Origin of the sequence: Pseudomonas sp. PDM22 (assembly GCF_014851965.1) — a bacterium.
Taxonomy (GTDB): Bacteria; Pseudomonadota; Gammaproteobacteria; order Pseudomonadales; family Pseudomonadaceae; genus Pseudomonas.
Window position 1 is genome coordinate 169,697 of record NZ_JACVAR010000006.1, and the last position, 19,499, is coordinate 189,195.

Here is a 19,499-nt window from a genome sequence, read left to right on the forward strand (position 1 = left end):
TCAGCGGGCTCCGCGCAGACGGTTGAACAACGAATAGCAATCGACCGGCAGGCTGTCGCCACGCCAGCACACATGCTGGTCCGGGCGTACCAGTACGAAGCGCCGTTCGTACAGGCTGGCCAGGTACTTCTCGTGAATCGGCAGAACGCTCAGCGGCACGCGGCATTCCTCGGCGGCCTCCTGCAGCGGTGCGCAACTCTCGGCGTCCACATCGAAGGCCAGCAAGGTATAGCCGCCCAGGGCCAACTGGTCGAAGACCGCCGTGCCATCCTCGCGGAACGCGCTGGGCAGGCGCGCGCTGGACCAGGTGGTGGGGGTGTAGCGAATCTCCTCGTAGGCCGGCTCACTCGCGGTGTCTGCTTCGATCGCCGGAGAGCCGTGATAGCGATAGCCGATCTCCACGCCCAGCGACTCGTAGAGCCGCGACACCTTGCGTTCGAACTCGCGCCCGGCGGCCTCTCGCGCCGCCTCACCGGCCGGCCCCTGGGCGAGGAGCGCGTCGTCGCGGCGCATCTGCGCCTCGAAGGTCGCTGCCGCGCATTTCTTCACGTGGTCGCGGTTGCGCCGGGCAACGGGCAGGCGCTCCGCCTCGTAGCTCTCCAGCAGGCGCGGGCCACCCCAGCCGGCCAGGCAGGCCGCGAGCTTCCACGCCAGGTTGTGCGCCTCGGCCACGCCGGTGTTCATCCCCAGTCCGCCGGTGGGCATGAACTGGTGGGTAGCGTCGCCGGCAATGAATACACGCTGCCGGCCGAAGGAACGGGCTACCAGGAACTGCGGGCGCCACTGGCCAGACTGGACGATCTCATAGCGCAGCCGGGTGCCGAGGGCAGCGTCCACCACGCTCTCCAGCGACTCGCCGGGGCGCGGCGCAAAGGGCCGGTGCAGCACGTAGTCGTTGCGGCTGGCATCCGGCGATACCAGCAGCCCGGCAAAACCCGGCCGGGTCAGCCAGGTGTGCCAGTAAGGCTGGTTGTTCGGAAACAATCCAGCGATCTCGTCGGAGCGCAGGTGGATGATGAACAGCTCGCCGACCAGGTCGCGGGTGCCGTCGTAATCGATGTTGAGGAAGTTGCGCACGCGGCTGTTGGGGCCGTCGCAGCCGATCAGGTACTGGGCGAAGAACTGCTGCGCCTCGCCGCTATCCACTTCGTGGGCCATCGCCACCACGCCGGTAGAGCCCTGCTCGAAGCCGTACAGGCGCCAGCCCATGCGCAGCTCGATGTTCGGGTCAGCTTGCACCTCGGCCATCAGCACCGGTTCCAGGTGCATCTGCGCGATTCGCTGCATCGACTCCAGCGGCAGGCTGCCGTCGCGGCAGGCGCGGATGGCCTGTTCGGCCTGGCTGACCGGCTGGTAGATGAGGTGACGGTCCGCCATCACGCTGTAGAACGGCCCGTTGGCCGACGCCGCCATTGCCGAGTACTGGTTGGCGTCGACCGGGTTGCCGGCCGCGCGGATGCGCTCGGCCAGGCCCAGCTGGCGGAAGATTTCCATCGAGCGGCAGTTCACCACGTCCAGCTTGGGATGCGTGGTGGTCTCCCGGCGATCGTTGAGCAGCACCGAGCGAATGCCCAGGCGGCTGAGGTTGAGCGCCAGGGTCAGGCCGACCGGACCGGCGCCGCTGATGAGAACGGGGGTGTCGATCATGCCGCCACTCCTTGGGTCTGGTTGCTGTGGCGGACCAGCGACAGGCCGGCGAGGAAGCGCTCGGCGACGCGGCCCAGCTGGTCGGCGTGGCCGGCATCGAAGACATAGCGGTCGGGGCGGATCAGCACGAAGTCCATGTCGGCTTCATCGAACCAGTCCTGCAGCGCCCCGGTGGGGTCGCCCAGCACCGGGCTGGTCGGGTCTTCGGCGAACTCCAGCACGCGCAGGTCCACCTGTTGCGCCAGCCGCTCCAGTTGCGCGTGCTGGCTATCGAGGCAGCCGCGCCGGGCGAGCAAGGCAAAGCCGTGACCCAAGGCTTCGTCGAGCAGCACACGCTCACCCTGCTCCTCGCGCAACACTTTCGGCTGCAGGGCCAGGTGCCCGGACAGTCGGTGCCCCCAGCCGCAGAAGCCGGCGGCCAGTGGTTTCTTGCGATTGGCCTTGTCGGCGAAAGCCTTGTTGGCGAAAGGCAGCATCCCGGCGATGCGGAACAGCAGCCAGTCGCGCAGGAAGGCCACGCCGCGGTGGCGGGTCTGGATGACGTTGCCGAGGAACATCGCGCCGTTGATGATTTCGCGCACGTGGGCCGAGCGCTCGGCCTCGTAGTCGTCGAACAGTTTCTCCTGCGCGGCCCCGCGCAGCACCATGTCCAACCGCCAGCACAGGCTGCTGGCATCGCGCACGCCCGAGCACATGCCCTGGCCGAGGAACGGCGGCATCTGGTGAGCCGAGTCGCCAGCCAGGATGATCCGGCCGTTGCGCCAGTCGTTGGCCCACAGGCCGTGGAACTTGTAGTAGGCGATGCGGGTGATCTCGATCTTGTCGAGGTCGACGAAGTCGCGCAGCTGCTGGCGCACCAGGTAGGGATCGGTGGCCTCGCGCTCGGACTTGCCGCCGGTGACCATGAACTGCCATTCGTAGTACGGGCCGGCCATCGGCACGTAAGTCACCGGCTGCGCCGGGTTGCACACCTGCGAGTGGTTGGCCGGCAGCAACGCATCCTTCTCGCCGGAGCGCGTCTTGGTATCGACGACCACCCAGGCCTCGTCGAAATCCGCTGACTCCAGGTGCAGCCCGGCCTCGCGGCGGACGAAGCTCTTGCCGCCATCGCAACCGATCAGGTAGCGGCCCTGAAACACCCGCTCGCGGCCGTCCCGCTGCACGGCGGTGGCGCGCACACCTTCGGCATCCTGCTCGACGCCGGTGACGCGGCAGCCGTACACCGAGGTGATATTGGGGTAGCGCTTGAGCCCGTCGTGGAAATGCCGTTCCAGGGTCGGCTGGTGGAACCACCAGGCGCCGGGATGGCCGTAGCGGCGGTCCTGGCTGCCGATGCGCGAGCGGGTCACCGGCTTGCGACCGGGGCGCAGGATGATTTCCATGTCGGTGAACGACTCGCTGGTGCGGCCGATGTCGTCGGCCAGGCCAGCGGACTGGAAGATGCGCATGATCTCGTCGTCGAAGTGCACGGCACGCGGGGCATAGTAAAGGTCCTCGTCGCGCTCCAGGCCGATCACCGACCAGCCATAGCGGCCCAGCAGGTTGGCCAGTACCGCCCCGGTGGGGCCGAGGCCGACGATGATCACGTCACAGGTTGTCGTTGTTGTTGTGGACTGTTGCATTGCTTGCTCCAGGGGAAGACATCGCCGAATCATTTTGAACACTAGTGTTCAATTCAGTCAACTGGAGATCAATTTTGATTCGAATTGCCTAACCAAACCCGCCGGCCAGAGCCTTTCCAGAGCACCGCCGCCGTACTGGAAAGGTCCGGAAGTCGGAAGAAACCGAGGAGAAAGCAGGAAAAATGACGACCAATGGACCCTGTTGACTTATTTTGAACGCAAGTGTTCAATCGCTCCAAGCTTGACCTTGGAGCCATTTCTTCATGGAAACCCTCAACCCCGTACAACGCCGCATCCATCAGGCCGCCCTGCGCCTGTTCGCCGAGAAGGGCGCCAGCCAGGTGAACATCAGCGATCTGGCGCAGGAGGCCGGTGTGGCCCGGGGCACCATCTACAACAACCTGCAGTCGATCGACGACCTCTTCCAGCACGTGGCCAGCCACCTGGCTGCGGAGATGCACCAGCGCGTGGTGAAGAGCTTCGGCGAGACCTCGGACCCGGCCCTGCGCCTGGCCAACGGCATGCGCTTCTTCGTCCGCCGGGCCCACGAGGAACCGCACTGGGGCGCCTTCATCAGCCGCTTCTCGATGAGCGAGGAATCGCTGCGCGGCATGTGGTTCGGGCCACCCACCGCCGACCTGCTCAGCGGGCTCGCCAACGGCCGCTACAGCTTCCGCCAGGAGCAGCTGCCGTCGGTGATATCGATGATTGCCGGGTCCGTGCTCAGCTCCATCTTCCTGGTCCTGGAGGGCCACCGCACGTGGCGCCAGGCTGGCAGCGATGCCGCGGAACTAACCCTGCGCGCGCTCGGCGTGGCGCCGGAGGAAGCACACAGCCTGTCCACCGGTGAGCTGCCGGTGCTACCGCCAGCGGACTGATCCAGCCGAACCTGCCAACGCTACTTTTCAGGGGCGATGGCGAAGCCTTGCCTGACGAAAGCCACGGAGAACAACAAACATGAGCCGTCAGCACTCCTCTACTTCCCTGGCAACGCCGCAGCCGGCGCGCCATCCGCAGCCGACGGTCAAGGCCCGCGCGCTGGCGCACCTGATCTTCGAGCGCCCGGACCTGGAGCAGGCCGAACGCTTTCTTGCCGACTTCGGCCTGACCCTGGCGCGCCGCGATGCCGACTGTCTCTATCTGCGCGGCACCGGCCCGGCGCCCTACTGCTATCGGGTGCAACAGGCGGCACAGGCGCGCTTCGTCGGCTTCGGCCTGGCCGTGGAATCGCGCGAGGACCTGCAACGGCTGGCACGCCTGCCGGGCGCCTCGCCGATCCAGAAGCTCGATACGCCCGGTGGCGGCGAAACCGTCAGCCTGCGCGACCCTTCCGGCTTCGTCGTCGAGGCGATCCACGGCCAGCAGCCGGCCAGCCAACTGGCGCACCGGGCGGCCCTGTCGCTGAACCAGGTCGACGACGCACCGCGGATCAACGCCACCCAGCGCCCGCCCGTGGCGCCGCCGGACATCATCAAGCTCGGCCACGTGGTGCTCGAAGTGGCCGACTACCAGGCCACCGCCGGCTGGTACACCGAGCATTTCGGCCTGATTCCCAGCGACGTGCAGGTGCTGCCCGATGGCTCCCCGGCGGTAGCCTTCCTGCGCCTGGACCTGGGCGACACACCCGCCGACCACCACACCCTGGCACTGGCCCAGGGCTTCATGGCGGCCTACAGCCACAGCGCCTACGAAGTAGTGGATGCCGACGCCGTCGGCATGGGTCAGCGGGTGCTGCGCGAACGCGGCTGGAAGCATGCCTGGGGTATCGGCCGGCACATCCTCGGCAGCCAGATCTTCGATTACTGGCAGGACCCCTGGGGCGACAAGCACGAGCACTACTGCGACGGCGACCTGTTCACCGCCGAGCGTCCCACCGGACTGCACGGCGTCAGCCCCGAAGCCATGTCGCAGTGGGGCCAGCGCATGCCCAAGAGCTTCACCAAGCCGGCGATGAACCTGCAGAAGCTGCGCATCCTGCTGCACAACCTGCGGCACAGCCCGGACCTGACGCTGCGCAAGCTGATCACCCTGGCGCGGATGTTCGGCTAGGCCCGCTGCACCACCAACAGCACAACAACAATCGCCGCCCCGACGCGGCCCACAGCAGTACCAGGAGTCGCCCCCATGCCCGTGCACCTTGTCCGCTTCGAACACCAGAACGAAACCCGCTGGGGCGTGCTGCGCCAGGGACGCATCAGCCCCCTGCCCGGCCGCTACGTCAGCACCGGCGAGCTGATCCGTCAGGTGCAGGTCGAGGAATTGACTGAGCTGCGCGGTGACGAACTGCCGCTGGATGCGGTGAAGCTGCTCTCGCCCATCACCCGCGACCAGCAGTTCGTCTGCCAGGGCGCCAACTACCGTCAGCACATGATCGAGTCGGGCATGAACCCGGACGCCAAGCACTTCAACATGATCTTCACCAAGGCGCAGAGCTGCATCGTCGCCGCCGACAGCGACCTGATCAAACCGCGCCAGGTACGCTTCCTCGACTACGAGATCGAACTGGGGCTGGTGCTGCGCCGCGAGATCACCGGCAAGGTCGCGGTGAACGACGCCAACCTGCACGAGTTCATCGCCGGCGTGGTGATCGTCAACGACTACTCGGCGCGGGATATCCAGATCCCGCAGATGCAGTTCTACAAGGGCAAGAGCTTCCGCACCTTCGGCCCGGTCGGCCCGTACCTGTGCCTGCTGCAGAAGAACGACATGCGTTACCTGAAGGATCTGCAGCTGCGCCTGACGGTCAACGGCGAAGTGCGCCAGAGCGACAGCACCGCCAACCTCGTGCACGGCCCGGCGGAGACTCTGAGTGAGCTCTCCGGCGTGCAGGACTTCGCCGCCGGCGACCTGATCGCCACCGGCACGCCGGCCGGCTGTGCGCTGTCGGTGCCGTCGCCGGCCAAGCAGCGCATCGCCGCGCTGCTACCCGAGCACATCAAGTGGAAAGCCTTCCTCAAGACGCAGGCGGGGCGTAGCCAGTACCTCAAGGCCGGCGATCTGGTCGAAGCCAGCATCCGTAGCGCCGACGGCGTGATCGACCTGGGCGTGCAGCGCAACCGTGTGGTGGAGCAAGCCTGATGGCCGTGCAGACCCTCGCCGACATCCAGGCACTGGAGAGCGTACCGCTGTCCCGTCGCGAACTGCCCGCCAGCACCTATGAGGCCCTGCGTCGCTGCACCGCGCAGCACGGCCAGGCAACGGCGCTGAGCTTCTTCCTCGAAGCAAAGGATTTCCGCCGTACCCACGACTGGACCTACGCCGAGCTGTTCGCCGACATCACCCGCGCCGCCAACGCCTTCCATCGGCTTGGCGTCGGGCCGAAGGACGTGGTCGCCTTCCTCCTGCCGAACCTGCCGGAGACCCATTTCGTCATTTGGGGCGGCGAGGCCGCAGGCATCGTCCTGGCGATCAACCCGCTGCTGGAAGCCGCGCAGATCGGCGACCTGCTGCGTGCCGCCAATGCTCGGCTGGTAGTGACCCTGGCGCCGACACCCGGCAGCGACCTGTGGCCCAAACTGGCCAGCCAACTCGACAGCTTGCCCGGGGTGCGCGATGTGCTCTGGGTGAGCATGGCGCCCTACGTCGGCAGCGTGGCGTCTCTCGCGCTGCGCTGGATGGCCCGGCGCGAACGCGCTCGCCACCCGCGCCTGCGCATCCACGACCTGCGCCGCCTGATGCGCCGCGAGAATGGCAAGCAGCTCAGCAGCGGCCGGGTGATCCGCGCGGAGGAGCCCTCTTCCTATTTCTGCACCGGAGGCACCACCGGTCTGCCGAAGATCGCCAAGCGCAGCCACGGCTCGGAAGTCTTCAACGCCTGGGCCATGGCCGCCAACATGCAGCCACGCCAGAGCGGCCAGGTAATCTTCTGCGGGCTGCCGCTGTTCCACGTCAACGGCCAGCTGGTGACCGGGCTGATGCCCTGGACCCATGGCGACCGGGTAATCATCGGCACGCCCCAGGGCTATCGCGGCGAGGGCGTGATTCCGGCGTTCTGGGCGATGGTCCAGCACTTTGGCATCAACTTCTTCTCCGGCGTGCCAACCGTCTATTCGGCACTCCTGCAACAACCGGTCGCCAACCATGACCTGTCCAGCCTGCAGTACGCGCTGTGCGGCGCCGCGCCTATGCCGGTGGAACTGTTCCGCGAGTTCGAGCGCGTGGTAGGCGTGCGTATCCTCGAAGGCTACGGCCTGACCGAAGGCGCCTGCGTCTCGTCGAGCAACCCGCCCGACGGCGAGCGCCCGATCGGCTCCATCGGGCTGCGCCTGGCCTACCAGGGCATGCGTGCGGTGATCCTCGATGACCACGGCGACTATCTGCGCGACGCCGAAGCCGACGAAGTCGGGGTGATCGCCATCCACGGCCCGAACGTCTTCCTCGGCTACCTCGACGACAGCCACAACAAGGGCCTGTGGATCGACATCGGCGGACAGCGCTGGCTGAACACCGGCGACCTCGGGCGACAGGACGCCCAGGGCTACTTCTGGCTCACCGGGCGCAAGAAGGAACTGATCATCCGCGGTGGCCACAACATCGACCCGAAGCAGATCGAGGAGGCACTGCAGGCGCACCCGGCGGTTGCTCTGGTAGCCGCGGTGGGCAGCCCCGATCCGCATGCCGGCGAGATTCCCGTGGCCTACGTGCAGCTCGCCGCCGGCCAGCGTACCGACAGCGCCGCGCTGCTGGACTTCGCCAACCAGCGGATCAGCGAACGCGCCGCGGTGCCCAAGCGCATCGAGATTCTCGACGCCCTGCCGGTCACGCCGGTGGGCAAGATTTTCAAGCCCGCATTGCAGCAACGCGAGATCGCTCGGGTGATCCACCAGGAAGCGGACAACCAGGGTCTGGCCGGCATCGCCGTGGAGGTGGTGCAGGACGCCCGTCGCGGGCTGGTGGCGCAGGTTCGCGCCGGCACCGGACGCGATGAACTGGCCCGCGCGCTGGGCCGCTACAGCTTCGCGGTGGACTGGCACGGCTGAGACCAATCGCACCACCGCCTCGCTCGCACCCGAAACAACAATAAAACGAAGGAAGTGCCATGCGCCCCCAACTGCCCCGAGCCCTTGCTCTGCTGCTCGTCCTCGCCCTGCCCGGCTGCGAACGCATCCAGCACGCGGCCCTGGATACGATGGTCAAGGACCACACCGACCAGTCCCTGATCCAGGGCGGCAACGCCATCCGCGTCATCCTCTGCGGCACCGGCACGCCGCAGGTCAACGCTACCCGTGGCCAGGCCTGCACCCTGGTGGCTGCCGGCGGTCGACTGTTCCTCTTCGATGCCGGCGAAAACGCCATGCGCAACCTGGAGACCAATCACGTGCCGGTGCAGGCGCTGAACCAGGTGTTTATCACCCACTGGCATTCCGACCATTTCAATGGCCTCGGCGCGCTGATCAACCACAGCTGGATCTACGGCCGGCAGACGCCCTTCGTGGTCTACGGCCCGCCCGGCGTCGAGCAGGTCGTCGAAGGTCTGGCCATGGCCTACGCCCAGGACGCCGGTTACCGCAGCGCCCACGCCCTGCCGCCGACCAACCAGCAGCTGGCGTTCGCCGAGCCGCGCCGGGTGGAGATCGTCGAGGGGCTGGAGTCGGTGCGTGTCTATGACCAAGGCGGGGTGACCATCGACGCCTACCGTGTCGATCACCACCCGGTGGAACCGGCCTACGGCTACGTACTGCACTACCAGGGCAAGAAGCTGTTCATCAGCGGCGACACCCGCGTCAGCGAGCGCTATCTCGAGGCCATGCGCGATGCCGACCTGGTGGTGCACGAGGCGATCAACGCCCATCTGGTCTGCGAAGGCGCCGCCGCGCTGGAACGCACCGGGCAGCCGGATCGCGGCGCGCAGGCCGTGCGCGTGCTCGACTACCACGCCGACACCCTGGAGCTGGCGCGCATGGCCCAGCGTGCCGGGGTGCGCCACCTGCTGCTTACCCACCTGATTCCCGCCCCGGACAACTTCCTCGCCCGACGCATGTTCGTCAGCGGCATGGCCGATGAGTATTCGGGCGAGATCACGCTCGGGGAGGACGCCCTCGACCTGAGCCTCTAGCGCCTCCACCTCACCACCTTCATCAACTGGCCCGCAGACCGCGGGCCAGCGGGGAGCCGCTGCGCCCGAAAAAGGGCCGGCAGACGACAGAACAACAACAAGAGGTCGTTTCAGATGAACCGCAGATCACCCGCCTTGCACAAGCTTGCGCTACCCGCCGCCATCGGCCTGGCCCTCTACGGTAACGGCGCGCAAGCCTTCACCTTCTCCCTTGGCGAGATCGAAGGGCAGTTCGACTCCAGCCTGTCAGTCGGCGCCAGCTGGGCCATGCGCAACGCCGACGCCGCACTGCTGCACAGCCACAGCTCGGATGACGGCAAGCGCAACTTCCGCGAGGGCGACACCTTCTCCAAGGTGTTCAAGGGCATCCACGACCTGGAGCTCAAGTACGGCGACTCCGGCGCCTTCCTCCGCGGCAAGTACTGGTACGACTTCAAGCTCAAGGACGAGCACCTGCACTTCAAGGACATCGATGACAACGGCCGCGAGGAAGGCGCCAAGGCGTCGGGCGCCGAGTTCCTCGATGCCTTCCTCTACCACAACTACAGCATCGGCGACCTGCCCGGCACCGTGCGCCTGGGCAAGCAGGTGGTGAGCTGGGGCGAGAGCACCTTCATCCAGGGCGGCATCAACGCCATCAACCCGATCGACGTCGCCGCCTTCCGCCGGCCCGGCTCGGAGATCAAGGAAGGCCTGATCCCGGTGAACATGTTCTACGTCTCGCAGAACTTCAGCGAGCACCTGTCCGCCGAGGCCTTCTACCAGTTGCAGTGGCAGAAGACAGTGATCGACAACTGCGGCACCTTCTTCTCCACCACCGACGTGATGGCCGACGGCTGCAACGGTCTCGCCGCCGGCCCGGTGATCAATCAGAACCCGCTGGCGGTACAGGCCCTGGCGCCAGCCGGAATCAACCTGACCGACGAAGGCATCGTCATCCCTCGCGGCAAGGACAACGAAGCGCGCGACGACGGCCAGTGGGGCGCGGCGCTGCGCTGGTTCGCCCCGGAACTGGACAGCGAATTCGCCGGCTACTTCATCAACTACCACAGCCGCCAGCCCTACCTCAGCGTGCGCAGCGGCCCGCACGCCGCCGACCTGGGCTTCGCCCCGCAACTGTGTGGCAACCTCGGCATTCCCGACGCGCTCTGCGGCGCGGTGATCGGCAGCAGCGCCGGCCAGCAACTGACCCAGGCCTATCGGCTGGGCAGCGCGCAGTACTTCGCCGACTACCCCGAGGACATCCAGCTCTACGGGCTGAGCTTCAGCACCAGCCTGCCCACCGGCACCACCCTGGCCGGCGAGATCAGCTACCGGCCGAACATGCCGGTGCAGATCAACCCGGTCGACCTGGTCACCTCGACCCTGGGCATACCGGCGCTCACACCGGTCTACGGCGATGCGCCGGCACCGGCCAACGACGCGGTCCTCAAGGGTTACCGGCGCAAGGAAGTGACCCAGGCGCAGGTCACCGCCACGCACTTCTTCGACCAGGTGATGGGCGCCGACCGCCTGACCCTGATCGGCGAGATCGGCGTCACCCACGTCGGCGGCCTGGGCGGCGACGACGAGCTGCGCTACGGCCGCAGCCCGGTGTTCGGCCAGGGCGCGTTGTACCCCGACAACAGCCTGTGCACCGGCAACAGCGTCACGCCGCAGTACTGCAACGACTCCGGCTTCGTCACCAGCACCGCCTGGGGCTACCAGACGCGGGCGATCTGGGAATACGCCGACCTCATCGACGGCGCCACGGTGCGACCCAACCTGGCCTGGTCCCACGACGTCCACGGCTACGCCCCGGAGCCGGGCTTCAACCAGGGCGCGCGGGCGATCAGCATCGGCGTCGATGGCACCTACCTCAACACCTACAACATGAGCCTTTCCTACACCAACTTCTTCGGCGGTAAGTACAACGTGAATACCGACCGGGACTTCCTTGCCCTGAGCTTTGGCGTGTCGTTCTAAGCGGAGAAAAACCGATGAACAAGAAACTTGCGTGCGCTTCACTGCTGTTCCTGGCCCTGCCCTTCAACCTCCAGGCTGCCGTTCCCGAAACGGAAGCGGCGAAACTGGGCAACACCCTCACGCCCCTGGGTGCGGAGCGCGCCGGCAATGCCGACGGCAGCATTCCCGCCTGGGACGGCGGCCTGCCAGCCAACGCAGGCAGTCGCGGCGCTGACGGCCGCCTGAGCGACCCCTTCGCCGCGGAAAAACCGCTGTTCACCATCACCGCGAAGAATATGGCGCAGTACGCGGCGAACCTCACGCCGGGCCAGCAGGCGATGCTGCAGCGCTACCCGGATTACCACCTCAACGTCTATCCCGCGCATCGCTCGGCGACCTACCCGGCAGCGGTACTGCAAGCTGTGTCCGCGAATGCGCGCCATGCCAGCCTGGTCGAGGGCGGCAATGGCCTGAAGGACTTCCAGACGGCGATTCCCTTCCCCATTCCGCAGAGCGGCGTCGAGGCGTTGTGGAACCACATCACCCGCTACCGCGGCGGCAGCGCCCAGCGTCTGCACGTGCAGGCGACGCCCACCGCCAGCGGCACCTACACGCCCACCTACTTCCAGCAGCAGTTCAGCTATCGCGACCAGCTCACCGACTACAGCCCGGACAAGGACAACAACGTCCTCTTCTACTACAAGCAGCTGGTCACCGCGCCGGCGCGCCTGGCGGGCGATGTGGTGTTGGTCCACGAGACCCTCGACCAGGTCCGCGAGCCACGCATGGCCTGGGTCTACAACGCTGGCCAGCGCCGCGTGCGCCGCGCCCCGCAGATCGCCTACGACGGCCCCTACCCGGCCTCCGATGGCCTGCGAGTCGCGGACAACCTGGACATGTTCAACGGCGCGCCGGACCGCTATGACTGGAAGCTGGTGGGCAAGAAGGAAATCTATGTGCCCTACAACAGCTTCGCCCTGGACTCCACCACCCACCGCTATGACGACCTGGTCAAACCCGGCCACCTCAACCAGGACCTGGTGCGCTACGAGAAACACCGCGTCTGGCAGGTCGAAGGCACCCTGCGCGCCGGCGAGCGACACATCTATGCACGCCGCGTGCTGTTCCTCGACGAGGACACCTGGCAGGCCGTGCTCGCCGACCACTACGACGGCCGCGGCACCCTCTGGCGCGTGGGCGAGAGCTTCATGACACCGCTGTACGACAAGCAGATTCCCTGGCTGGGCGTGGAGGCCATCTATGACCTCATCAATGGTCGCTACCTGGTGTCCGGCCTGACCAACCAGGAGAAGTCCCAGGTGGAGTTCGGCTTCAAGGCCAGCAGCGTCGACTACACCCCGACGGCGCTGAGGAACCAGGGCATCCGCTGACCTTCAGCGAACGGGATAAATCGACCTGCATGAAAAAGGCCGCCTTGTGGGCGGCCTTTTCGTGGATGACAGGATATCAGGCCATCGCTTCCTGGGGTTTGCCCAGCAGGCGATCAATCACCACCATTACGGCCAGCATCACGACCGAAGGGATCAGCCAGGCGAGGCCCTGTTCGGCCAGCGGCAGGTGTTCCATCCACGCCGGCATCCAGGCGTCGAGCTTGGCCCCCTTCAGGGCATCGATGAGGCCGAAGACGAAGGAGATCACCATTACCGGGGCGACGATGCGGGTCTGCGAACGCCACAGGCTGGCGCAGAAGCTCAGCGCCACCAGCACGATGCACGGAGGGTAGATGGCGGTCAGCACCGGGATCGAGAACTGGATGAGCTTGGTCAGGCCCAGGTTCGATACCAGCAGCGAGAAGCCGGCGAGGATGACCACCAGGCTGCGGTACGACAGCGGCAGGATGCGGCAGAAGTACTCGGCGCAGGCGCAGGTCAGGCCAACGGCGGTGACCAGGCAGGCCAGCGCGATGAGCACGGCGAGGAAGGTGCTGCCCAGCGAGCCGAAGGTGTGCTGTACATAGGCGTGCAGGACGGCAGCGCCGTTGGCGGCACCGGCGGCGATGTCGTGGCTGCCCGAGCCCAGGCGGAACAGGCTGATATATACCAGCGCCAGGCCGACCCCGGCGATCAGGCCGGCGATGATGGCGTAGCGGGTGATCAGCCGCGGCGAGTCGACGCCACGGGAGCGGATCGCGTTGACGATGACGATGCCGAAGACCAGCGCGCCGAGGGTGTCCATGGTCAGGTAGCCATTGACGAAGCCCTGGGAGAACGCCGCGGCCTGGTAGGCCGGTTCAGCGACGCCGATGGGACCGGCCGGCAGCATGAAGGCGGCGATGCCCAGGGCGGCCAGGGCAATGATCTTCAGCGGCGCGAGGAAGCGGCCGACGGTATCGAGCAGCTTGCCCGGATACAGCGAGATCACCAGTACCACCGCGAAGTACACCAGGCTGTAGAGGAACAGCGGCAGCGCGCCCTCCCCGGTCAGCGGCGCCAGGCCGACTTCGAAGGACACGGTGGCGGTACGCGGGGTGGCGAACAGCGGCCCGACCGACAGGTAGCAGACAGCCGCCAGCAACCCGCCGGCGACCTTGCCGATGGGGTGGCTCAGGGTGTCCATCGCCCCACCGACCTTGGCCAGCGCGACGACGGTGATCACCGGCAGGCCGACCGCGGTGATCAGGAAGCCCAGCGCGGCCATCCACACATGCGGCCCTGACTGCAGGCCCACGATCGGCGGGAAGATGATGTTGCCCGCGCCGACGAACAGCGCGAAGGTCATAAAACCAAGTGCCAGGACGTCCTGGCCTTTCAAGACTTTCATGAAGGGAAATACCACAGTGCTGAAACGGTTTCGTGGTCTCCCAAGGCACACACACCATACAGACGTGACAAAGCCGCATCGAACGGAATTGGCCGACTCACGCTGGGCGAGCCTGGGCATCCTGTGATGCTGCTGTCATCGGTACGGTGATTTGTTCTTGGAAGTCCGATAGCAGAGGTTTTCCATGGGCTCGTGGCCCGGTTGCTCCTGCATTCTGGTTATCCCGACATCCTTGCCGGTCAGGAATCGCCGTCGCTTCCGGGTAGGAATTGACGGTGAGCGAGCCTTCCCTTGTGGGGAACGCGACGCTTCATATAGTTGCTAGCCTAACGATCTATTCCGATGAACTGCACTGACATACGTCAGATCGTCCGCGGAATGAAAGCGGGTGTCGCCTGAACGACACTTTGTAGACGCCGCCATAACGACAGAGGCCACCCGAAGGTGGCCTCTGTTGACAGACGGTTAAATAAGCGAGGCGCTTACTTGACCGGCCAGCCGGTCAGCTCGGCCAGGGCCTTGCCGATGTCAGCCAGGGAACGCACGGTTTTCACGCCAGCGTCCTGCAGGGCAGCGAACTTCTCGTCCGCAGTGCCCTTGCCGCCGGAGATGATGGCGCCGGCGTGGCCCATGCGCTTGCCGGGCGGTGCGGTTACACCAGCGATGTAGGACACCACCGGCTTGGTCACGTTGGCCTTGATGTAGGCAGCCGCTTCTTCTTCGGCCGAACCACCGATTTCGCCGATCATGACGATGGCTTCGGTTTTCGGGTCTTCCTGGAACAGCTTCAGGATGTCGATGAAGTTGGAGCCCGGGATCGGGTCACCACCGATGCCCACGCAGGTGGACTGGCCGAACCCGGCGTCGGTGGTCTGCTTCACGGCTTCGTAGGTCAGGGTGCCGGAACGCGACACGATGCCTACCTTGCCCGGCAGGTGGATGTGACCCGGCATGATGCCGATCTTGCACTCGCCGGGAGTGATCACGCCCGGGCAGTTCGGGCCGATCAGGCGTACGCCCAGCTCGTCGCACTTGACCTTGGCTTCCAGCATGTCGATGGTCGGAATGCCTTCGGTGATGCAGACGATCAGCTTGATGCCGCCGAAGGCCGCTTCCAGGATCGAGTCCTTGCAGAACGGAGCCGGAACGTAGATGACCGAAGCGTCAGCGCCGGTAGCTTCCACGGCTTCCTTGACGGTGTTGAACACCGGCAGGCCCAGGTGGGTGGTGCCGCCCTTGCCGGGGGTCACGCCGCCAACCATCTTGGTGCCGTAGGCGATGGCTTGCTCGGAGTGGAAGGTACCCTGCGAGCCGGTGAAGCCCTGGCAGATGACTTTGGTGTCTTTATTGATCAGGACGCTCATTACTTACCCTCCGCGGCCTTGACGACTTGCTGGGCAGCGTCGGTCAGGCTGGTCGCCGCGATGATGTTCAGACCGCTTTCGGCCAGGACCTTGGCGCCGAGGTCGGCGTTGTTGCCTTCCAGACGAACGACAACCGGGATTTTCACGCCGACTTCTTTCACGGCGCCGATGATGCCTTCGGCAATCATGTCGCAGCGAACGATGCCGCCGAAGATGTTCACCAGAACGGCAGCGACGTTGCTGTCGGACAGGATGATCTTGAACGCTTCGGTCACGCGCTCTTTGGTGGCACCGCCGCCAACGTCGAGGAAGTTGGCCGGCTTGCCGCCGTGCAGGTTGACGATGTCCATGGTGCCCATGGCCAGGCCAGCGCCGTTGACCATGCAGCCGATGTTGCCTTCCAGCGCGACGTAGTTCAGTTCCCACTTCTGCGCATGGGCTTCACGAGCGTCGTCCTGGGACGGGTCGTGCATGGCGCGCAGCTTGGGCTGACGGTACATGGCGTTGGAGTCGATGTTGATCTTGGCGTCCAGGCAGTGCAGGTTGCCGTCTTTCTTGATCACCAGCGGGTTCACTTCCAGCAGCGCCAGGTCGTAGTCCTGGAACAGCTTGGCCAGGCCCACGAAGATGTGGGTGAACTGCTTGATCTGGTCGCCCTTCAGGCCCAGCTGGAAGGCCAGCTCGCGACCCTGGTAAGGCTGCGCGCCAACCAGCGGATCGATGGTCGCCTTGAGGATCTTCTCAGGGGTTTCGTGCGCAACTTTCTCGATGTCCACGCCACCTTCGGTGGAGGCCATGAAGACGATGCGACGGCTGGAACGGTCGACAACGGCGCCGAGGTACAGCTCCTTGTCGATGTCGGTGCAGGATTCCACCAGGATCTTGCTGACCGGCTGGCCATTGGCGTCAGTCTGGTAGGTCACCAGACGCTTGCCCAGCCAGTTGGCGGCGAACGCCTTGGCGTCCTCTTTGCTCTTGACCAGCTTCACACCGCCCGCTTTACCGCGGCCACCGGCGTGTACCTGGGCTTTAACGACCCACTCGGTACCACCGATTTTTTCACAGGCTTCTGCGGCCTCTTCGGGTGTGTCGACGGCGAAGCCCTTGGATACGGGCAGGCCGTACTCAGCGAACAGCTGCTTACCCTGATATTCGTGGAGATTCATGCTTGTCTACCGTTTTCGTCTTGGGTATTGCGCATTCGGCGCGGCGCTCGTGGCACCACGCCACCTGTGACCGAGTCCCCCTCGGGGGAGAAACGATCCGGCGGGATGGACGGCAGCCCCTCGCAAAAGACTGCCGCCCTCCCCGCCGTGGTCCCGTTCCTTAGCGCTTCTTGCGGTTGGCGATGTGGATGGCGTGGCCATTCACTGCCAGGGCCGCTTCGTGCAGCGCTTCGGACAGAGTCGGGTGGGAGAAGACCATCATGCCCAGGTCTTCGGCACTGGTGCCGAATTCCATGCCGATCGCGCCCTGCTGAACCAGCTCGGCGGCGCTCGGGCCGATCACGTGGACGCCCAGTACGCGGTCGGTCTTGGCATCGGCGATGACCTTGACCAGACCGCCGGTGTCGTTGGCAGCCATGGCGCGGCCGCTGGCGGCGAACGGGAAGGTACCGACGTTGACTTCGACGCCTTCACCCTTGAGCTGCTGCTCGGTCTTGCCGACCCATGCGATTTCCGGGTGGGTGTAGATCACCGACGGAATCAGGTCGTAGTTCATCTGGGCCTTGTGGCCGGCGATGCGCTCGGCAACCATCACGCCCTCTTCCGAGGCCTTGTGCGCCAGCATGGCGCCGCGGACCACGTCACCGATGGCGTAGACGCCCGGAACGCTGGTCTTGCACTGGTCGTCGACGAAGATGAAGCCACGCTCGTCCAGGGTCACGCCGCTGTCGGCAGCCAGCAGATCGGTGGTCACCGGGCGACGGCCCACGGCCACGATCAGCTTGTCGAAGACTTCCTTCTGCTCGCCGTTGGCGTCGGTGAAGGTCACGGTGACCTGCTTCTTCTTCACGTCCGAACCGGTGACGCGCGCGCCCAGGCGGATGTTCAGACCTTGCTTGGTCAGGGTCTTCAGGGCTTCCTTGGCGATCTGCTCGTCGGCAGCCGGAAGGAATTTGTCCAGGGCTTCCAGGACGGTGACTTCAGCGCCCAGGCGAGCCCAGACCGAACCCAGTTCCAGGCCGATGACGCCAGCGCCGATCACGCCGAGCTTCTTCGGTACGCTCTGGAATTCCAGGGCGCCGGTGGAGTCGACGATGATGTCTTCGGTCAGCGGGGCCGGCGGGATTTCGACCGGCTTGGAGCCCGAAGCGATGATGATGTTGTCGGCTTCCAGAACCTGGGTCTTGCCGTCCAGGCCGGTCACTTCGACCTGCTTGTTGGCCAGGACCTTGCCGTGGCCTTCGAAGGAGGTCACGCCGTTGGCCTTGAACAGGGTGGCGATGCCGCCAGTCAGGTTCTTCACGATGTTGGCCTTGCGACCAATCATCGCCGGAACGTCCATCTTCACTTCGCCAGTGGAGATACCGTGAACGTCGAAGCTCTCTTTGGCTTCCTTGTACTTCCAGGAGCTGTCCAGCAGCGCCTTGGACGGAATGCAGCCTACGTTCAGGCAGGTACCGCCGAGAGCGACCTTGCCCTCTTTACCGATGTACTTCTCGATGCAAGCGGTCTTCAGGCCGAGTTGGGCGGCACGGATGGCGGCTACGTAACCGCCGGGGCCGGCACCAATCACAACCACGTCGAATTTCTGGCTCATGTCTCAATCCTTATTCCGGTGAAGCGGACGGCCCCTTTCGGGGCCGTCGTGTAGTACGGGGCCGTCGTGTGAACTGACGTATCAGACGTCGAGCAGCAGGCGAGCCGGATCTTCCAGCAGATCCTTCATGGTGACCAGGAAGCTTACCGCTTCCTTGCCATCGATCATGCGGTGATCGTAGGACAGCGCCAGGTACATCATCGGCAGGATCACTACCTGGCCGTTAACGGCCATCGGGCGTTCCTGGATCTTGTGCATGCCGAGGATGGCGGTCTGCGGCGGGTTGACGATCGGAGTCGACAGGAGGGAACCGAATACGCCACCGTTGGAAATGGTGAAAGTACCACCGGTCATGTCTTCGATGGACAGCTTGCCGTCTTTGGCTTTCTTGCCGAAGGTGGCGATGCCGTTCTCGATCTCGGCCAGGCTCATGAACTCGGCGTTGCGCAGAACCGGTACGACCAGACCGCGGTCGCTGGAAACTGCCACACCGATGTCCTGGTAGCCGTGGTAGACGATGTCGTTGCCGTCGATCGAGGCGTTGACGCCCGGGAAGCGCTTCAGGGCTTCGGTGGCGGCCTTGACGAAGAAGGACATGAAGCCCAGGCGAACGCCGTTGTGCTTCTTCTCGAACAGGTCCTTGTACTTGTTGCGCAGGTCCATGATCGGCTTCATGTTGACTTCGTTGAAGGTAGTCAGCATGGCCATGGAGGACTGGGCTTCGACCAGACGCTCGGCAACCTTGGCGCGCAGGCGGGTCATCGGCACGCGCTTCTCGACGCGGTCGCCAGCGGCGAACACGGGAGCAGCGGCAGCGGCCGGAGCAGCTGCCTTGGCGGCCGGAGCGGCAGCCGGGGCATTCTTCTTGGCTTCAACGGCAGCTACGACGTCTTCCTTGGTCACGCGACCGCCCTTGCCGGTGCCGGCCAGGCTGTTCGGGTCGATGCCGTTCTCTTCGGCCAGCTTGCGGGCAGCCGGCGAGAGGATGTTGTCGTCGCCGGCAGTGGCGGCCGGGGCAGCAGCAGCCGGTGCGGCAGCCGGAGCCGAGGCAGCAGCCGGAGCGGCAGCGGCAGCACCGCCTTCGCTCAGCTTGCCCAGCAGTTCGTTGGAAAGAACGGTGTCGCCTTCGTTCTTGACGATCTCAGCCAGGACGCCGTCGGCCTCGGCCAGTACTTCGATCACGACCTTGTCGGTCTCGATGTCGACGATCAGCTCGTCACGCTTGACGGCTTCACCGACCTTCTTGTGCCAGGTTGCGACGGTGCCGTCGGCAACCGATTCCGGGAAGGTTGGGGCTTTGATTTCGATAGCCATTATGTGTGT

The 19,499-nt window shown here is 65.5% G+C and carries 14 protein-coding genes; 7 read left to right on the top strand and 7 right to left on the bottom strand.

What is annotated here, in order from left to right:
• Positions 1–1,647 (bottom strand): FAD-dependent monooxygenase, encoded by a 1,647-nt coding sequence (locus IB255_RS21435; RefSeq protein ID WP_192210828.1) that lies wholly within the window; start codon positions 1,645–1,647, stop codon positions 1–3.
• Positions 1,644–3,269, bottom strand: a complete 1,626-nt coding sequence (locus tag IB255_RS21440) for a bifunctional 3-(3-hydroxy-phenyl)propionate/3-hydroxycinnamic acid hydroxylase (RefSeq protein ID WP_168190472.1) — start codon at positions 3,267–3,269, stop codon at positions 1,644–1,646. The genes IB255_RS21435 and IB255_RS21440 overlap by 4 nt, the downstream gene beginning before the upstream one ends.
• Before the next feature lie 263 nt (positions 3,270–3,532).
• Between IB255_RS21440 and IB255_RS21445 the strand changes: the two genes are divergently transcribed.
• From IB255_RS21445 to IB255_RS21475, 7 genes are all read left to right on the top strand, one after another.
• Positions 3,533–4,147 carry a TetR/AcrR family transcriptional regulator gene (locus IB255_RS21445; RefSeq protein ID WP_081516709.1) on the top strand — a complete coding sequence of 205 codons (615 nt, stop codon included), beginning with the start codon at positions 3,533–3,535 and terminating at the stop codon, positions 4,145–4,147.
• A gap of 79 nt (positions 4,148–4,226) precedes the next feature.
• Complete coding sequence (locus IB255_RS21450) at positions 4,227–5,318, top strand: VOC family protein (protein WP_192210829.1); 1,092 nt, start codon at positions 4,227–4,229, stop codon at positions 5,316–5,318.
• A gap of 75 nt (positions 5,319–5,393) precedes the next feature.
• Positions 5,394–6,347: a fumarylacetoacetate hydrolase family protein gene (locus tag IB255_RS21455; RefSeq protein WP_192210830.1), complete on the top strand. Its 954-nt coding sequence runs from the start codon at positions 5,394–5,396 to the stop codon at positions 6,345–6,347.
• Positions 6,347–8,248: an acyl-CoA synthetase gene (locus tag IB255_RS21460; RefSeq protein WP_151186677.1), complete on the top strand. Its 1,902-nt coding sequence runs from the start codon at positions 6,347–6,349 to the stop codon at positions 8,246–8,248. The genes IB255_RS21455 and IB255_RS21460 overlap by 1 nt, the downstream gene beginning before the upstream one ends.
• A gap of 59 nt (positions 8,249–8,307) precedes the next feature.
• On the top strand, positions 8,308–9,324 hold the full coding sequence (locus tag IB255_RS21465) for an MBL fold metallo-hydrolase (RefSeq protein ID WP_192210831.1): 1,017 nt from the start codon (positions 8,308–8,310) through the stop codon (positions 9,322–9,324).
• Between the two features lie 114 nt (positions 9,325–9,438).
• The gene (locus IB255_RS21470) at positions 9,439–11,289 is read left to right on the top strand and encodes a DUF1302 domain-containing protein (protein ID WP_081516704.1); all 1,851 of its coding nucleotides are present in this window, start codon (positions 9,439–9,441) and stop codon (positions 11,287–11,289) included.
• 14 nt (positions 11,290–11,303) lie between these two features.
• Positions 11,304–12,659, top strand: a complete 1,356-nt coding sequence (locus IB255_RS21475; protein ID WP_151186674.1) for a DUF1329 domain-containing protein — start codon at positions 11,304–11,306, stop codon at positions 12,657–12,659.
• A gap of 76 nt (positions 12,660–12,735) precedes the next feature.
• On the opposite strand, the gene brnQ is transcribed toward IB255_RS21475, so the two are convergent.
• From brnQ to odhB, 5 genes are all read right to left on the bottom strand, one after another.
• The gene (gene brnQ, locus IB255_RS21480; RefSeq protein WP_081516702.1) at positions 12,736–14,049 is read right to left on the bottom strand and encodes a branched-chain amino acid transport system II carrier protein; all 1,314 of its coding nucleotides are present in this window, start codon (positions 14,047–14,049) and stop codon (positions 12,736–12,738) included.
• Between the two features lie 482 nt (positions 14,050–14,531).
• The gene (gene sucD, locus IB255_RS21485; protein WP_038803160.1) at positions 14,532–15,413 is read right to left on the bottom strand and encodes a succinate--CoA ligase subunit alpha; all 882 of its coding nucleotides are present in this window, start codon (positions 15,411–15,413) and stop codon (positions 14,532–14,534) included.
• Positions 15,413–16,579, bottom strand: coding sequence for an ADP-forming succinate--CoA ligase subunit beta (sucC, locus tag IB255_RS21490; RefSeq protein ID WP_015477516.1), 1,167 nt, complete (start codon positions 16,577–16,579; stop codon positions 15,413–15,415). Before sucC ends, sucD begins: the two co-directional genes overlap by 1 nt.
• A gap of 160 nt (positions 16,580–16,739) precedes the next feature.
• Positions 16,740–18,176 carry a dihydrolipoyl dehydrogenase gene (gene lpdA / locus IB255_RS21495; RefSeq protein ID WP_081516701.1) on the bottom strand — a complete coding sequence of 479 codons (1,437 nt, stop codon included), beginning with the start codon at positions 18,174–18,176 and terminating at the stop codon, positions 16,740–16,742.
• Between the two features lie 81 nt (positions 18,177–18,257).
• The gene (odhB, locus tag IB255_RS21500) at positions 18,258–19,490 is read right to left on the bottom strand and encodes a 2-oxoglutarate dehydrogenase complex dihydrolipoyllysine-residue succinyltransferase (RefSeq protein ID WP_081516700.1); all 1,233 of its coding nucleotides are present in this window, start codon (positions 19,488–19,490) and stop codon (positions 18,258–18,260) included.
• Positions 19,491–19,499 lie beyond the last annotated feature (9 nt).

What these genes read in the sequence shown, in the direction of transcription:
- IB255_RS21440 (WP_168190472.1), bottom strand. Translation starts at nt 3,269, where the DNA reads ATGCAACAGTCCACAACAACAACGACAACCTGTGACGTGATCATCGTC.
- IB255_RS21460 (WP_151186677.1), top strand. Translation starts at nt 6,347, where the DNA reads ATGGCCGTGCAGACCCTCGCCGACATCCAGGCACTGGAGAGCGTACCG.
- IB255_RS21435 (WP_192210828.1), bottom strand. Translation starts at nt 1,647, where the DNA reads ATGATCGACACCCCCGTTCTCATCAGCGGCGCCGGTCCGGTCGGCCTG.
- IB255_RS21450 (WP_192210829.1), top strand. Translation starts at nt 4,227, where the DNA reads ATGAGCCGTCAGCACTCCTCTACTTCCCTGGCAACGCCGCAGCCGGCG.
- IB255_RS21445 (WP_081516709.1), top strand. Translation starts at nt 3,533, where the DNA reads ATGGAAACCCTCAACCCCGTACAACGCCGCATCCATCAGGCCGCCCTG.
- sucC (WP_015477516.1), bottom strand. Translation starts at nt 16,579, where the DNA reads ATGAATCTCCACGAATATCAGGGTAAGCAGCTGTTCGCTGAGTACGGC.
- lpdA (WP_081516701.1), bottom strand. Translation starts at nt 18,176, where the DNA reads ATGAGCCAGAAATTCGACGTGGTTGTGATTGGTGCCGGCCCCGGCGGT.
- sucD (WP_038803160.1), bottom strand. Translation starts at nt 15,413, where the DNA reads ATGAGCGTCCTGATCAATAAAGACACCAAAGTCATCTGCCAGGGCTTC.
- IB255_RS21475 (WP_151186674.1), top strand. Translation starts at nt 11,304, where the DNA reads ATGAACAAGAAACTTGCGTGCGCTTCACTGCTGTTCCTGGCCCTGCCC.
- odhB (WP_081516700.1), bottom strand. Translation starts at nt 19,490, where the DNA reads ATGGCTATCGAAATCAAAGCCCCAACCTTCCCGGAATCGGTTGCCGAC.
- brnQ (WP_081516702.1), bottom strand. Translation starts at nt 14,049, where the DNA reads ATGAAAGTCTTGAAAGGCCAGGACGTCCTGGCACTTGGTTTTATGACC.
- IB255_RS21465 (WP_192210831.1), top strand. Translation starts at nt 8,308, where the DNA reads ATGCGCCCCCAACTGCCCCGAGCCCTTGCTCTGCTGCTCGTCCTCGCC.
- IB255_RS21455 (WP_192210830.1), top strand. Translation starts at nt 5,394, where the DNA reads ATGCCCGTGCACCTTGTCCGCTTCGAACACCAGAACGAAACCCGCTGG.
- IB255_RS21470 (WP_081516704.1), top strand. Translation starts at nt 9,439, where the DNA reads ATGAACCGCAGATCACCCGCCTTGCACAAGCTTGCGCTACCCGCCGCC.